Source organism: Vibrio sp. Isolate33, from assembly GCF_022397895.1.
Classification (GTDB): Bacteria; Pseudomonadota; Gammaproteobacteria; order Enterobacterales; family Vibrionaceae; genus Vibrio; species Vibrio pomeroyi.
Window position 1 is genome coordinate 70149 of record NZ_JAKEUP010000013.1, and the last position, 14753, is coordinate 84901.

Here is a 14753-nt window from a genome sequence, read left to right on the forward strand (position 1 = left end):
CAATAATGAGCCAGAATGTATACCAATTTATTGATGTGAATCGCGTAGACCCAGCGAAGAAACCAATCAAGATACGTAAGATTGAGTTTGTAGAGATCTACGAACCTTTCACCAAACAACAAGCGAAAGCGCAAGCAGACCGTTGTTTAGACTGTGGTAACCCATACTGTGAATGGAAATGTCCTGTTCACAACTACATCCCTCAATGGCTTAAGCTTGCCAATGAAGGGCGTATTATCGAAGCCGCTGAATTGTCTCACCAAACCAACAGCCTGCCTGAGGTATGTGGTCGAGTGTGTCCTCAAGACCGCTTGTGTGAGGGCTCTTGTACCCTCAATGATGATTTTGGTGCGGTAACCATAGGCAATATTGAAAAGTACATTACCGACAAAGCCTTCGAGATGGGTTGGAAGCCAGACATGTCTCACGTTGAATGGACCGATAAAAAGGTCGCGATCATCGGTGCGGGACCTGCAGGTCTAGCGGCGGCTGACATCCTAGTTCGTAATGGCGTAAAAGCTGTTGTATTTGACCGCTACCCAGAGATCGGTGGCCTACTGACGTTTGGTATTCCATCGTTCAAGCTTGAGAAAGGCATCATGGAAAATCGTCGCCGTATTTTTAGCGAGATGGGCGTTGAGTTCCAAATGAATACCGAAGTCGGCAAAGATGTACAACTTCAGCAATTGGTCGATGACTACGACGCTGTCTTCTTAGGTGTCGGCACCTATAAAAACATGCGTGCGGGTTTAGATAACGAAGATGCACCGGGCGTTTATGATGCTCTGCCTTTCCTAATTTCTAACACCTACAAGGTAATGGATTTAGAAAACCCAACTCCGTTCATCGACATGCAAGGCAAGAAAGTAGTCGTGCTTGGTGGTGGTGATACTGCGATGGACTGTGTAAGAACCTCGATTCGCCAACATGCAGCTAATGTTGTGTGTGCTTACCGCCGAGATGAAGCCAACATGCCGGGTTCTCGCCGTGAAGTGAAGAATGCACGTGAAGAGGGTGTAAAGTTCAAGTTCAACCTCCAACCTATTGGTTTAGAGCTTAACAGCGCTGGTCATGTGGTTGGTGTAAAAGTCGTGAAAACCGCTTTGGGTGAACCTGATGAAGCAGGCCGTCGTCGTCCAGAACCTGTCGAAGGCAGTGAGCATGTTCTTGAAGCCGATGCAGTGATCATGGCATTTGGTTTCCAACCCCATGCTATGGAATGGCTAGAACCTTTCGGTGTCGAGCTTGATCAATGGGGACGAATCAAGGCTCCCGGACAACAAGAGTTTCAATACCAAACCACCAACAGCAAGATCTTTGCAGGTGGCGATGCAGTTCGAGGATCTGACTTGGTAGTGACCGCTATCGATGAAGGCCGCAAAGCCGCGGAAGGGATATTAGATTACCTAGAAGTGTGACCAGGGCGTGTTGATCTTTCGAGCTGATTTTTGCAGCGAGTTGCTGGGCATTTATACAAGGCAGAGGCGTCGATGTGTAGCTAGCCTACATGAGAAGCCGATAACGTAGTAGAAATGACCAGCAAACGCTGCCCGAAGGGTTCGGCTAAAAGCGTTTTACTCTTTGTTGAGGGAGATTTGCTTAGAGTGACTAGGCTACTTCCCCCTCGCCGCGATTAAAACGCTTTTATCTCGAACAAAATTTAACCACGAAAGGTCAACACGCCCTAGTATAAGGTTTCCTTTATTACTCAAGCCGTTACTATAAAAAAAGGATCCAAGCATGGATCCTTTTTTCAATTCGACACGTTTGATCACAAGCATAACGAAAATACGTAAAAGAATTACAAATAAGCCAATACCGATAACTACAATTAGAATTAAAAACAAGCCATAGGAAACACTATGAAAAAAGCCGCTCTCCTCTCGCTATCACTTTTAACGTTAACCGCATGCAGCCAAGGAATCACGGACATGAAAGACAGAACTTCATCACCTTGTGGAGACAAACCAAACTGCGTATCAACTCAAGATGACCGTGAGCAGCATACATTGGCCGCGTTTGAGTTATCAGATTCAGCAAGCCTTGATGCCATTGAGCAAGTTGCTCTGACCTTGCCGGGCGCGAAAACGGCCAACAAAACCGAAGATTACCTGCGTGTCGAATGTACCTCTCGCATCATGCGCTTTGTCGATGACTTAGAACTTAAAATCACCGATGGCAAACTGATCGTGCGTTCTGAGTCTCGTACTGGTCATTCTGATTTTGGTGTGAACCGAAAACGTGCTGAACAACTTCGTGCAAACCTAAAAAGCGAAGGCCTAATCAAATAGATAAAAGAATACGTAGATAAATCGCAGCTATTCGGATGAGAAGTGCCTCAGGGTTGTCGCTCGACACTTCTCATCCATGCTACAATTTCGCTCTACTGTTTAAATATTTTTATTAAGAGACTACACATGAAAATCGGCATCATTGGCGCAATGGAGCAAGAAGTTGCGATCCTAAAAGCAGCAATTTCAGACATTACTGAAGTTAATAAAGGCGGTTGTACCTTTTTCTCTGGTCAGCTAAATGGTGTTGACGTTGTTTTGCTTCAATCAGGCATTGGTAAAGTAGCAGCAGCCGTTGGTACTTCAATCCTACTAAGCGAATACCAACCAGATGTCGTTCTAAACACTGGCTCTGCTGGCGGTTTTGATTCAACACTGAACCTTGGCGATGTCGTTATCTCGACTGAAGTTCGTCACCACGATGCAGACGTTACGGCTTTCGGTTACGAAATCGGTCAAATGGCAGGTCAACCTGCAGCATTCAAAGCTGACTACAAACTGATGCAAGTGGCTGAACAAGCGCTATCTCAAATGGAAGATAAGCACGCTGTTCGCGGCCTGATCTGTACTGGCGACGCATTTGTTTGCACCGCTGAACGCCAAGAGTTCATCCGTAAGCACTTCCCATCAGTGGTTGCTGTAGAGATGGAAGCTTCTGCGATTGCTCAAGCTTGTCACCAATTCCAAGTTCCATTCGTGGTTGTGCGTGCAATCTCTGACGTTGCAGATAAAGAATCACCAATGAGCTTCGAAGAGTTCTTGCCACTAGCAGCACAAAGCTCTTCTGAAATGGTTATCAAAATGGTTGCCCTACTAAAGTAAGCGACTAGACATGCAAACACTGTTTGATCAGGTATTTGCAAATGGCGTGCTCCTTGTAATGTGGGGAGCACTGCTTTTTCATTTAATTTTACCTATCCCTCATGCCGCACACCCCACGACCTTATGGCATAAGTTTGCTGAGCTTTTAGCAAGCAAGGTTAATAACAACCAAAACTATTCCCAAAGCCTAATCTCGGGCACGTTAGCCTGGGGATTAATGGTATTACCGACTCTGGTTATTCTGTTGGCCTTACAACCTTTGGTTTGGCAATCTCAGCTATTTGAGTTAGCACTGCTATTACTCGCCATTGATTGGCGTAACAATGAAAAGCTGGCTAATCAGTTGATCAAGGCACTTGGTCGAGAAGATAAAGCTGCCGCTCGTCAGTTACTGGATCCAATTGTCAATCGTCAGACCGAATCACTTTCATCACTTGGCCTAGGCAAAGCCGCTACAGAAACCATCATTATGGGTTACGCTCGTAACGTGGTTTGTGTGCTGTTCTGGTACGCCATCGGTGGTGGTATCGCCGCATTGATGTATCGCCTGATTGTCGAGTTAGCTCGAGCTTGGTCACCAAGCCGTAAACAGTTCTCTCCTTTCGGCTCAACGGCAATCAAGATCGTCGCTATCCTAGAATTTATACCAATGCGCTTGTTTGCCTTGATGATCGTCTGTGGTGATAAAGCGTCTCACACATTTAAGATGATGCTCGTTCAGAGTCGCTCTTGGCCTCTACCCGGTCCAGCATGGTTAATTACAGCCGTAGGGAACAAGCTGGAGTTATCACTGGGTGGCCCTGCCATTTATGACAACACCAAAGCCATTCGTGCAAAATTAGGCGGCAGAATCGCCCCATCAGCGCTGCACTTATCTCAAGTTCAAAAGCTGCTTTTTGGTCGCATCGCTATCTGGATATTCTTACAAAGCCTAGCCTTACTCATTATTCACCAAGGGATTTAAAGTGAAACCCTCTCAACTTGTTACACGATGTACAGCCCTCGCGTTCAGTCTCAGCTTCAGTTTTTGGGCACCCACTTCACTTGCGACAGAAGTCGTGACGGCCGAACGTGTCATCAGCCTCGCTCCTCACGCAACCGAGCTTGCATACAGCGCTGGCCTAGGTGACAACCTTATCGCAGTGAGCGAGCGAAGTGATTACCCACCAGAGGCTGATAAGCTTGAGAAGGTGGCAAACTATCAAGGCATCAAGGTTGAGAAAATCATCGCACTGCAGCCAGATCTGATTCTTGCGTGGCCTGCAGGCAACCCGCCTAGAGAACTCGCGAAATTAGAGCAGTTTGGTTTCAATATTTACTACTCAAAAACCAAAAGCCTAGACAGTATCGCGACCAATATTGAACAACTCAGCCAGTACGCAAGCGATCCGAGTATCGGTGAAAATAATGCCAAGCAATACAAAGAACAGCTCAACGCGTTAAGACTAAAATATAAAGACGCCAAACCTGTAAACTACTTCTATCAGCTTAGCGAAAAGCCGATCATCACTGTGGCTCAAGGGCATTGGCCAAGTGAGGTGTTTGAGTTTTGTGGTGGTCACAATATTTTTGAAGACAGCGCCTCCCCTTACCCGCAAGTTGGCATCGAACAAGTTGTACTTAAGAAACCTGAAGTGATCTTCACGTCTCAGCACGCAATCGAGAACGGAACCATGTGGCAAACTTGGGAAGAAGAGATCCCAGCTGTCGCTCAAGATCAGATTTGGTCACTCAATTCAGATTGGATTAATCGCCCGACAACCAGAACTTTGCAAGCGATCCAACAAGTGTGCGATTTCTTCGATAGAGCTAGGCAAAATCACTAACTTTTTGCTGCGTTTTTTCGTACAATTCGCCACCGACCTGTCCCTACAATTTTAACTATAAGAGCACCAGTATCATGGACTCCATGCTGCTTTATATTATCGATTTATTTGGCACCGCCATCTTTGCTATTTCAGGCGTTTTTGTCGCAGGCCGTCTTAAGATGGACCCCTTTGGCGTAGCCGTTCTAGGCAGTGTAACCGCAATTGGCGGCGGTACAATTCGTGACATGGCATTGGGTGCAACTCCAGTGTTTTGGATCACTGACACCACCTACCTTTGGGTAATCATCATTACCTGCTTGCTAACTATGATCATTGTAAGACGCCCCAAACGTCTGGCTTGGTGGATACTGCCAGTATGTGATGCAATAGGCCTAGCGGTATTCGTGGGTATTGGTGTAGAAAAAGCACTGATTTACCAAGACTCTGCATTGGTGGCCATTATCATGGGTGTCATCACCGGTTGTGGTGGCGGTATTATCCGTGACGTGCTTGCTCGTGAAGTGCCGATGATCTTAAGAAGTGAGGTCTACGCGACCGCTTGTATTATTGGTGGTGCTTTCCACACCATGGCAATCAGCATGGGCCACGACTCAGAAACAGCATTTTTAGCCGGTGTATTCTCAACACTGCTGATTAGGCTTGGGGCTATTCGCTGGCACTTATCGCTACCGACGTTCGCCATCAAATAAGCTAGCGCTACACAATTGATAAAAGGCTCCGTAAGGGGCCTTTTTTAATTCTACTTCATCTTCTAATTCACTCATAAACATCTGTCATTAAATACGAATTCCTCAATTTCACTTTCCAAAGTCCCTCTCTCGTTTCCAAATTCCAATCCAGTTAATAATGTTTTTTGTTTACTTATCTAATTACCAGACTATATTAGTAAACAAATGACTTTATAAAGATATTTACTTACTAATGCTAACTACGAGGGTTTAAGGATGAGCAGTAATAAAATTGGAATTGTTTTCTTCTCTAAATGTGGGGCAACCAAGCAAGTAGCAGAGCTCATCGCAGAGGGAGTAAACTCTCAACTGCCTAGCTCGGCACTGCTCATCGAGGTTCTCTCGTCTGAAATCATTGAAGGAAGGTATGACAATGACGATAAGCTCACAGCATTAGACAGCTGCGATGCGATTGTCTTTGGCGCGCCAACTTACATGGGGTCACCCGCTGCTCAGTTTAAAAGCTTTATGGACGCGACCAGTGATACCTACGGTAAGAAATCATGGAGAAACAAACTTGCTGCAGGCTTTACCACAGGTGGCAGCCTCAACGGAGAGCAACAACAAACCCTACTCAGCTTTTTCACTCTAGCTTGCCAACATGGCATGATTTGGGCAGGGCTTGATGTATCTAAACACATCGACGACCTAGGGCTGAATCGCACAGGTTCGAGCATTGGCTTGGTTGCCAGTGTCGATGAAGCCCCAACCTCAACAAACAACAGCGTTAATGCAAATGACCTGAAAACCGCTTTCTATTTTGGTCAACGCATCGCGAGCTTGGTTCAAAGTTCATAGCTTGTGTGATATCTATGAGCTCAAGACTAGAGAATGAATGTCGTTTCAGGTAACTTGATTCAATCATTCCCAACTTTCATGAATATTACTAAATGCTACTCGAAGGAATCGAAACTCTATTGGTATTGAGTAAAGCAAAGACGATGAGCCGTACCGGCAGTTTGCTTTATATCAGCCAATCAGCGGTCAGCAAACGGATTGCGAATTTAGAAAAGAAACTAGGTAAAAAGCTCATCGAGCCGAGTGGCCGACAGATAAAACTGACGCCGGATGCGGTTGCATTGATCGAGAGTATCGGCCCCACGTTCAATGAGCTTCGCGGTCTTATTTATGAACAACAAGAGTTGGAAGATACTACTCTCATCACCTTAGACAGCTCTAAATCTCTGATCGCAGGCTATTTAGGTGAGATGATGGGGCACTTTATCCAGCAAGATAAATACATCACCATTACCACCAACCACACACCTAGAATCATAGAGCGAGTGCAATCAGGCAAGGCAACTCTAGGGTTGTGCGCAGGCTTATTGCCACCGCATCATGGATTGATGACCTTCCACCTGTTTGATGAGCCGTTTTACATTGTAAGTAAGCAGTCACTCAAGGCTCTTCCTCCATTGGTCATTACCAACGATATGACCAACCCTGCTAACTCTTATCAATTATCTGTGTTGGAAAAATTCGGCATAAAACCCTTGATGGAGATGGATGCCTACACAGCAGCAGCGCAGCTTGCATTGGGCGGGACTGGGCCAGCGTTAATCCCGCTCTCTATCGTAAAAACACTCAATATTGAGCCTCAATACCTGTATAGCTTCCCTGAATTAGCAGGCTTAATTCGACCGATTCATATCTGTGTGAGACCAAATAGCTATCAGTCTCCGAGAGTTAAAATACTGATAGAATCCATTGTTGATGCTGTTCCCAAAGCAGTTTAGAAGCCATTAGCATCGACATTACGATCACAAGGGGGCGAATCCATTTCTGCCCTTTTGTCACCACGACTTTGGCGCCAAGCTGAGCCCCCATAAAACCACCAACCGCCATCACTAATCCTAACTCCCAAATAGGCAAGCCAGCCAAAATAAAGAAAATCAGTGCAGCGATGTTCGAGGTGAAATTCAATACTTTAGTTCGCGCCGTAGCATCGACTAATGAGAAATGACCAATCGCTACAAAACAAACTGTGAAGATTGAGCCTGTGCCTGGGCCAAAGAAACCATCATAGAAACCAACACCGCCGCCCACACATAGCGCAAACATCGCCTCGGAGATCTTTTGTTTACCTTCAGAGGCTCTGGTTTGTGGCGCTAATAAGAAATAGAGAGAGATAGCGATAAGCAACAGTGGGATCACACTGGTCAGAAGACTCGCATCGATGTATTGAACTAACTCTGCCCCAATAGCCGAACCGATAAAAGTACAAAAGATAGCGAGGCGCATCTCCTTAATACTAACGATACCGTTACGCACGAAATACCAACTCGCTGAGAAACTGCCAAATGAGCTCTGGAGTTTGTTAGTCGCCAGTGCTTGCGTGGGTGGCACTCCAGCCGCGAGCAATGCAGGTAGAGTCAACAACCCACCGCCGCCAGCCATTGCATCAATAAAGCCTGCTGCCGTTGCAACAACAAACAAGATAGCCAATATTTCCAGAGTGATTTCCATATACCCAACGCCTTAAATTCTCGTATAGCGACAAGTTACCACCGTGAGCAAACGATCAACAACGAAACACAAGATTCTAATCTATTCCTGATTTTCATCATTTAACACATGCTAGATAACAGGCATAAAAAAGCCCACTCCGGAGAGTGGGCTTTGAGCATTTATATCCGCTTAACAGCGATACACTTTAGACGATTAAGCTTGAGAAGCTTTAACCTGTGCGTGTAGTTCTTGAACTGAAGTTACTGACGTCTTCGCGTCTGCAGTGTGCGCCATACAAGTCGCGAATGCAGCATTTAGCGTAGTCGTGTAGTTAACTTTCTCAGCAAGTGCTCCACGACGAAGTACTTTAGAATCTTCAATCGCTTGACGACCAGCAGCTGTGTTCACGATGTACGTGTACTCGTTGTTCTTGATACGGTCAAGAATGTGAGGACGACCTTCGTGTACCTTGTTTACTAGGCGTGGGTTGATACCCGCTTCGCCAAGGATAACCGCTGTACCGTGTGTTGCGTCTAGTTGGTAACCAAGCTTAGATAGCTTAGATGCTAGGTCAACAACACGCTCTTTGTCGCCTTCGCGAACAGAAAGAAGTGCACGGCCGCCTTCTGGGTAGATGTTGCCACAACCCAATTCAGCTTTAGAGTATGCTTCTGCGAACGTCGCGCCAACACCCATTACTTCACCAGTAGAGCGCATTTCTGGACCTAACAGTGGGTCAACACCAGGGAACTTGTTGAATGGAAGTACAACTTCTTTCACTGAGTAGTAAGGTGGGATGATTTCTTTCGTAAAGCCTTGAGACTCTAGCGATTGACCCGCCATTACACGAGCGGCAATCTTAGCGATTGGCGCGCCAGTTGCTTTAGATACGAATGGAACCGTACGTGCTGCACGAGGGTTAACCTCGATTAGGTACACTTCATTGTTCTTAACAGCAAACTGAGTGTTCATCAGACCACGAACACCCAACTCGAACGCTAGCTTTTCAACTTGCTCACGCATTACGTCTTGGATCTCTTGGCTTAGCGTGTATGCAGGAAGAGAACATGCTGAGTCACCTGAGTGAACACCCGCTTGCTCGATGTGCTCCATGATACCGCCGATAACTACGCGTTCACCGTCACAAATCGCATCTACGTCTACTTCAACAGCGTCGTCTAGGAAGCTATCAAGTAGTACTGGAGATTCGTTTGATACGCTAACAGCTTCGTTGAAGTAGCGACGTAAATCTTGCTCGTCGTATACGATTTCCATCGCACGACCACCAAGTACGTAAGAAGGACGTACAACAAGTGGGAAGCCGATTTCGCGAGATTTCTCAACCGCTTGCTCCATTGTTGTTACTGTTGCGTTTTCTGGCTGAAGTAAGCCTAGACGGTCTACAGCAACTTGGAAACGCTCACGGTCTTCTGCACGGTCGATTGCGTCTGGGCTAGTACCGATGATTGGTACGCCAGCAGCTTCAAGAGCACGAGCCAGTTTAAGTGGCGTTTGCCCACCGTACTGAACGATAACGCCTTTTGGCTTCTCAACGCGAGCGATTGCTAGTACGTCTTCCAGTGTTACTGGTTCGAAGTACAAACGGTCAGATGTATCGTAGTCTGTAGAAACAGTCTCAGGGTTACAGTTAACCATGATAGTTTCGTAGCCATCTTCACGTAGTGCTAGTGATGCGTGTACACAACAGTAGTCAAATTCAATACCTTGGCCGATACGGTTTGGACCGCCGCCTAGAATCATGATCTTGTCTTTGTCTGTTGGGTTCGCTTCACACTCGTCATCGTAAGATGAGTACATGTAAGCCGTATCAGAAGAGAACTCAGCCGCACACGTATCTACACGCTTGTACACTGGGTGGATATCGTATTGGTCACGTAGACGACGGATTTCGCTTTCCGCTACACCTAGAATCTTAGATAGGCGAGCATCTGCAAAACCTTTGCGCTTAAGCTTGTTTAGCTCGTCTTTGTTCAGACCAGCAAAGCCTTTCGCTTTCAGTTCTTGCTCTAGCTTAACGATGTCTTCGATTTGAACTAGGAACCAACGGTCGATTTGCGTTAGGTTGAATACACCATCTACCGACATACCAGCACGGAATGCGTCAGCGATGTACCAAATACGCTCTGCGCCAGCTTCTTTCAGTTCGTGACGGATAGTCGTTAGAGCATCAGGTGCGTCTAGGTCTACCATTTCGTCAAAACCAGTTGCGCCAACTTCTAGGCCGCGAAGTGCTTTTTGTAGAGATTCTTGTTGGTTACGGCCGATAGCCATAACTTCACCAACAGACTTCATTTGCGTCGTTAGACGGTCGTTAGCACCTGCAAATTTCTCGAAGTTAAAACGAGGAATCTTAGTTACTACGTAGTCGATTGTTGGTTCGAATGATGCTGGCGTTGCGCCGCCAGTGATGTCATTCATTAGCTCGTCTAGCGTGAAGCCAACAGCCAGTTTCGCTGCAATCTTAGCGATTGGGAAACCTGTTGCTTTAGATGCTAGTGCAGAAGAGCGAGATACACGTGGGTTCATCTCGATGATAACCATACGGCCATCTTTCGGGTTGATACCAAACTGTACGTTTGAACCACCTGTTTCAACACCAATCTCACGCAACACTGCTAGAGATGCGTTACGCATTAGTTGGTATTCTTTGTCTGTCAGCGTTTGAGCTGGAGCCACAGTGATTGAGTCACCTGTATGAATACCCATTGGGTCGAAGTTTTCAATCGCACATACGATGATGCAGTTGTCGTTTTTGTCACGAACCACTTCCATCTCGTACTCTTTCCAACCGATAAGTGATTCATCGATAAGAAGTTCGTTAGTTGGAGATAAGTCCAAACCACGACGACAGATTTCTTCAAATTCTTCTTTGTTGTAAGCGATACCGCCACCAGTACCACCCATCGTGAACGATGGACGAATGATACAAGGGAAGCCAACCATGTCTAAAACTTTGTAAGCTTCTTCCATCGTTTTCGCTGTATCAGCAGTTGGACACTCAAGGCCAATTGCTTTCATTGCTTTATCGAAGCGTGAACGGTCTTCTGCTTTATCGATAGCGTCAGCCGTTGCACCAATCATTTCAACACCGAACTCTTCAAGAACGCCGTGCTTTTCTAGGTCTAGAGCACAGTTCAATGCAGTTTGGCCACCCATAGTAGGTAGAACTGCATCAGGCTTCTCTTTAGCGATGATGTTACGCACAACTTCCCATTGGATAGGTTCGATGTAAGTTGCATCGGCCATGTCTGGGTCTGTCATGATTGTCGCTGGGTTCGAGTTTACAAGAATAACTCGGTAACCTTCTTCGCGAAGCGCTTTACAAGCTTGAGCACCAGAGTAATCGAACTCACATGCTTGGCCGATAACGATCGGGCCAGCACCTAGAATAAGAATACTTTTAATGTCAGTACGTTTTGGCATTGTCTACTACTCCGAATTACGCTGTGTGCTGTTTGATTAGTTCAATAAAGTGGTCGAATAACGGCGCTGCGTCTTCCGGACCTGGGCTTGCTTCAGGGTGACCTTGGAAGCTGAATGCTGGTTTGTCTGTACGGTGAATACCTTGTAGAGAACCATCAAATAGTGATTTGTGCGTTGCACGTAGTGTCTCTGGAAGGGTTTCTTCGTCAGCAGCAAAGCCGTGGTTTTGCGAAGTAATCATCACCACATCACGATCTAAATCTTTAACCGGGTGGTTTGCACCGTGGTGACCAAACTTCATCTTCACTGTCTTAGCGCCTGACGCAAGAGCAAGAATCTGGTGACCTAGACAGATACCGAAGATTGGTAAGCCTTTTTCTAGGAACACTTTTGTCGCTTCAATTGCGTAAGTACATGGTTCTGGGTCACCAGGGCCATTTGAAAGGAAAACACCGTCTGGGTTCAGAGCCAGTACTTCTTCAGCAGAAGTTTCAGCTGGAACAACCGTTAGGCGGCAGCCGCGGTCAACAAGCATTCGTAGGATGTTTCGTTTTGCACCGAAGTCATAAGCAACAACGTGGTATGGCAATTCAGAGTCTGCTTTCGCTTCAGGAAGTCCACCCGTAAGCGTCCACGAACCCTGTTTCCATTGATACGCTTCTTTTGTTGTAACTTCTTTCGCAAGGTCCATACCTTTCAGGCCAGGGAATTCTTTTGCTTTAGCTAGAGCCAAAGCTTCGTCTAAATTGTTACCCGCTACGATACAACCGTTCTGAGCGCCTTTTTCACGAAGAATACGCGTCAGCTTACGAGTATCGATATCAGCGATACCAACAACGTTTTGCGACTTAAGGTAATCAGAAAGGGATTGTTCATTACGGAAGTTAGAAGCGATTAGAGGGAGATCGCGAATCACAAGGCCTTGAGCGTGGATTGAAGAAGATTCTTCGTCTTCGGAATTGGTTCCGGTATTGCCAATGTGAGGGTAAGTAAGGGTAACGATTTGTTGAGAATAGGAAGGATCAGTGAGGATTTCTTGGTACCCCGTCATCGAGGTATTAAAAACGACTTCACCAACTGCAGAACCTACAGCGCCAATGGCTTCACCGTGAAATACTGTCCCATCTTCTAGGACGAGTAGTGCTGACTTCTTCAAGACAACCTCCAGAAATAAAAATGCATTAAAATTGATTTAATTTGCAAATCTACCTTCCTGCAACACCAGAAACTGCGTGTTTATGGAAATTAGACAAATTGGCGGTATTTTAGTGATGTGCGTGATACGTGTCAACATTTAACGCAAAAGAAATTAAACATTTGTAAGGACTAATTCAATTTACGCCATCAAAGCTTCAAAAGTTTAACTTTCATGCTCATTTCGGCCGAATATTACGATTTTCTAATTTTCACCCCTCATTTTAGCCAACCATAGAGTGATAAAAACATCAGCAACAAAACGCAATCGATAAATACAAAGAGAAAAGATCGTAATTTAAAGACCTAAAACAAAAAACACACTATAAGCATTAAAAAACAAAGTTAAATAAGGAAAAATCGACGATCAGAAGAAACTAGAGGGAGGTTTGTAAAAGGGATATTACGAAGGAAAATGTACCAAATAAAGAAAGCGCCGGCAATTGCCAGCGCATAAATATCTATTTACAGGTCATTCAAACCTAGGACATCAGTCATGGTATAAAAGCCGGCTGGTTTATCATTTAACCAGACTGCAGCCTTGATTGCGCCATTAGCGAAAGTCATTCGGTCCGTGGCTTTATGAGTAATTTCGACTCGCTCACCGATATCAGCAAACATAGCGGTGTGTTCACCAATAATGTCACCGGCACGAATAGTAGCGAAACCAATCTCATCTTTCGTACGCTCACCAGTAATACCTTCACGTGACCATGCGGCTACATCGTTGAGCTCATTGCCCATCGCGCCAGCAATCGCTTCGCCCATACCAATCGCTGTACCAGAAGGAGCATCGACTTTATGACGGTGGTGAGCCTCAACGATCTCAACATCGCAGTAATCGCCCATCACTTTCGCGGCTTTTTCTAGCAGCTTAAATACAAGGTTCACACCGACACTGTAGTTAGGTGCCATTACGATAGGCATCTCTTTTGAAGCCGCATCAATCACCTGTTTATCTTCTTCAGAGAAACCCGTCGTACCGATGATTAGCTTTTTACCGTGACGTTTACAAAGTTCAATATTCGCTAATGTGCTAACAGGGGCAGTAAAATCGACAATCACATCAAACTCTTCGATGGCTTTAGACAAGTCATCCACTAGCGCGACATCAAAACGACCTTCACCACATAACTCGCCAACATCAACACCGACCAAAGATGACTCTGGACGCTCTGAGCCAGCACCAACACTTGCTTCTGAATTATGATGAGCGGCTTTCACCAAGTTGCGACCCATACGGCCCGCTGCTCCTGCAATTGCAATTCTTACCACTGCGAATATCTCCATTGTTTTGGTTACCGTTACCACTTCTCTCTTGCAGCAACGTTCATTCGATTAATCTCTTTAAACTAACAACAATCTCAAACTCAGGCTAGCAATTACGAAAACTCTTTTACCACTCGCTCTAAAATTGGCACATTTGCTTCAGGGAAGGCGTATTGATTCAATGATTCAAGACTTACCCATTCACCTTGCTGACCTTCTTTGCCATAAGGCTGCTGTTCAAAATCGGTCACAAGGATGAAGTCAAACTTAAGCGACTTGTCCGTGTAATCAAACTCAAGGTGCTCAAACAAAGACTGCTTAGTCACTTTAATGCCAATCTCTTCATCGAGCTCACGAGTCATCGCTTGTTCAATGGTTTCACCCGCTTCTACCTTGCCGCCGGGGAACTCCCAAAAACCGCCCTTGTGTTTGTCGTCTGGGCGCTTAGTGATAAATACCTGTGACTTATCTTGGTTGAAGATAATGCCCGCTACAATATGGATTCTTTTCATGTGTTGGTGTTCCTTAATAAAACGGTTAACTCACATAGTCCCTGAATACGTCATCCTCAACAAGGAGGAACGACTGAGTTGGGGATCTAAAACAACGTGAGCCTAACTAAACGAGATTCCCTATTACGCTCGTTCCTCGCTATAGGGAATGACGACTTCCTTGTATAACAAAGTAAGCCATGAAATTTACATACAAAAAGAGCCGCCTAAGCGACT

At 45.7% G+C, this 14753-nt stretch carries 13 protein-coding genes; 8 read left to right on the plus strand and 5 right to left on the minus strand.

What is annotated here, in order from left to right; translation table 11 throughout:
* The first annotated feature begins 5 nt into the window (after positions 1-5).
* The 8 genes from L1D37_RS17155 to L1D37_RS17190 all read left to right on the plus strand — a co-directional run bounded on the left by L1D37_RS17155 (position 6) and on the right by L1D37_RS17190 (position 7406).
* On the plus strand, positions 6-1418 hold the full coding sequence (locus L1D37_RS17155; protein ID WP_145575403.1) for an FAD-dependent oxidoreductase: 1413 nt from the start codon (positions 6-8) through the stop codon (positions 1416-1418).
* 444 nt (positions 1419-1862) lie between these two features.
* On the plus strand, positions 1863-2291 hold the full coding sequence (locus L1D37_RS17160) for a DUF1499 domain-containing protein (protein WP_239848569.1): 429 nt from the start codon (positions 1863-1865) through the stop codon (positions 2289-2291).
* A gap of 126 nt (positions 2292-2417) precedes the next feature.
* Positions 2418-3113: a 5'-methylthioadenosine/S-adenosylhomocysteine nucleosidase gene (mtnN, locus tag L1D37_RS17165; protein WP_239848570.1), complete on the plus strand. Its 696-nt coding sequence runs from the start codon at positions 2418-2420 to the stop codon at positions 3111-3113.
* A 10-nt stretch (positions 3114-3123) separates the two neighbouring features.
* A complete protein-coding gene (locus L1D37_RS17170) occupies positions 3124-4077 on the plus strand; it encodes a cobalamin biosynthesis family protein (RefSeq protein ID WP_239848571.1) in 954 nt (317 codons plus the stop codon).
* Between the two features lies 1 nt (position 4078).
* On the plus strand, positions 4079-4939 hold the full coding sequence (gene btuF / locus L1D37_RS17175) for a vitamin B12 ABC transporter substrate-binding protein BtuF (protein WP_239848572.1): 861 nt from the start codon (positions 4079-4081) through the stop codon (positions 4937-4939).
* 74 nt (positions 4940-5013) lie between these two features.
* Complete coding sequence (locus tag L1D37_RS17180) at positions 5014-5631, plus strand: TRIC cation channel family protein (protein WP_048658038.1); 618 nt, start codon at positions 5014-5016, stop codon at positions 5629-5631.
* Between the two features lie 255 nt (positions 5632-5886).
* Positions 5887-6468, plus strand: a complete 582-nt coding sequence (locus L1D37_RS17185; RefSeq protein WP_239848573.1) for a flavodoxin family protein — start codon at positions 5887-5889, stop codon at positions 6466-6468.
* Between the two features lie 92 nt (positions 6469-6560).
* Complete coding sequence (locus L1D37_RS17190; protein WP_239848574.1) at positions 6561-7406, plus strand: LysR family transcriptional regulator; 846 nt, start codon at positions 6561-6563, stop codon at positions 7404-7406.
* On the opposite strand, the gene L1D37_RS17195 is transcribed toward L1D37_RS17190, so the two are convergent.
* From L1D37_RS17195 to mutT, 5 genes are all read right to left on the minus strand, one after another.
* Positions 7357-8136 (minus strand): TSUP family transporter, encoded by a 780-nt coding sequence (locus L1D37_RS17195; RefSeq protein ID WP_102319698.1) that lies wholly within the window; start codon positions 8134-8136, stop codon positions 7357-7359. The two genes, L1D37_RS17190 and L1D37_RS17195, sit on opposite strands and share 50 nt — an antisense overlap.
* 195 nt (positions 8137-8331) lie before the next feature.
* Positions 8332-11562: a carbamoyl-phosphate synthase large subunit gene (gene carB, locus L1D37_RS17200; RefSeq protein WP_061019048.1), complete on the minus strand. Its 3231-nt coding sequence runs from the start codon at positions 11560-11562 to the stop codon at positions 8332-8334.
* 16 nt (positions 11563-11578) lie between these two features.
* On the minus strand, positions 11579-12718 hold the full coding sequence (gene carA / locus L1D37_RS17205; RefSeq protein ID WP_048609692.1) for a glutamine-hydrolyzing carbamoyl-phosphate synthase small subunit: 1140 nt from the start codon (positions 12716-12718) through the stop codon (positions 11579-11581).
* 503 nt (positions 12719-13221) lie between these two features.
* Entirely contained in the window at positions 13222-14046 is an 825-nt protein-coding gene (gene dapB, locus L1D37_RS17210; RefSeq protein ID WP_239848575.1) for a 4-hydroxy-tetrahydrodipicolinate reductase, read from the minus strand.
* 92 nt (positions 14047-14138) lie between these two features.
* Positions 14139-14537: an 8-oxo-dGTP diphosphatase MutT gene (gene mutT / locus L1D37_RS17215; RefSeq protein WP_215404590.1), complete on the minus strand. Its 399-nt coding sequence runs from the start codon at positions 14535-14537 to the stop codon at positions 14139-14141.
* Positions 14538-14753: the final 216 nt, after the last annotated feature.

Excerpts from the sequence above, each read along its gene's own strand:
- mutT (WP_215404590.1), bottom strand. The coding sequence starts at position 14,537 with ATGAAAAGAATCCATATTGTAGCGGGCATTATCTTCAACCAAGATAAG.
- L1D37_RS17195 (WP_102319698.1), bottom strand. The coding sequence starts at position 8,136 with ATGGAAATCACTCTGGAAATATTGGCTATCTTGTTTGTTGTTGCAACG.
- L1D37_RS17160 (WP_239848569.1), top strand. The coding sequence starts at position 1,863 with ATGAAAAAAGCCGCTCTCCTCTCGCTATCACTTTTAACGTTAACCGCA.
- dapB (WP_239848575.1), bottom strand. The coding sequence starts at position 14,046 with ATGGAGATATTCGCAGTGGTAAGAATTGCAATTGCAGGAGCAGCGGGC.
- mtnN (WP_239848570.1), top strand. The coding sequence starts at position 2,418 with ATGAAAATCGGCATCATTGGCGCAATGGAGCAAGAAGTTGCGATCCTA.
- carB (WP_061019048.1), bottom strand. The coding sequence starts at position 11,562 with ATGCCAAAACGTACTGACATTAAAAGTATTCTTATTCTAGGTGCTGGC.
- L1D37_RS17190 (WP_239848574.1), top strand. The coding sequence starts at position 6,561 with ATGCTACTCGAAGGAATCGAAACTCTATTGGTATTGAGTAAAGCAAAG.
- L1D37_RS17180 (WP_048658038.1), top strand. The coding sequence starts at position 5,014 with ATGGACTCCATGCTGCTTTATATTATCGATTTATTTGGCACCGCCATC.
- L1D37_RS17155 (WP_145575403.1), top strand. The coding sequence starts at position 6 with ATGAGCCAGAATGTATACCAATTTATTGATGTGAATCGCGTAGACCCA.
- L1D37_RS17170 (WP_239848571.1), top strand. The coding sequence starts at position 3,124 with ATGCAAACACTGTTTGATCAGGTATTTGCAAATGGCGTGCTCCTTGTA.
- L1D37_RS17185 (WP_239848573.1), top strand. The coding sequence starts at position 5,887 with ATGAGCAGTAATAAAATTGGAATTGTTTTCTTCTCTAAATGTGGGGCA.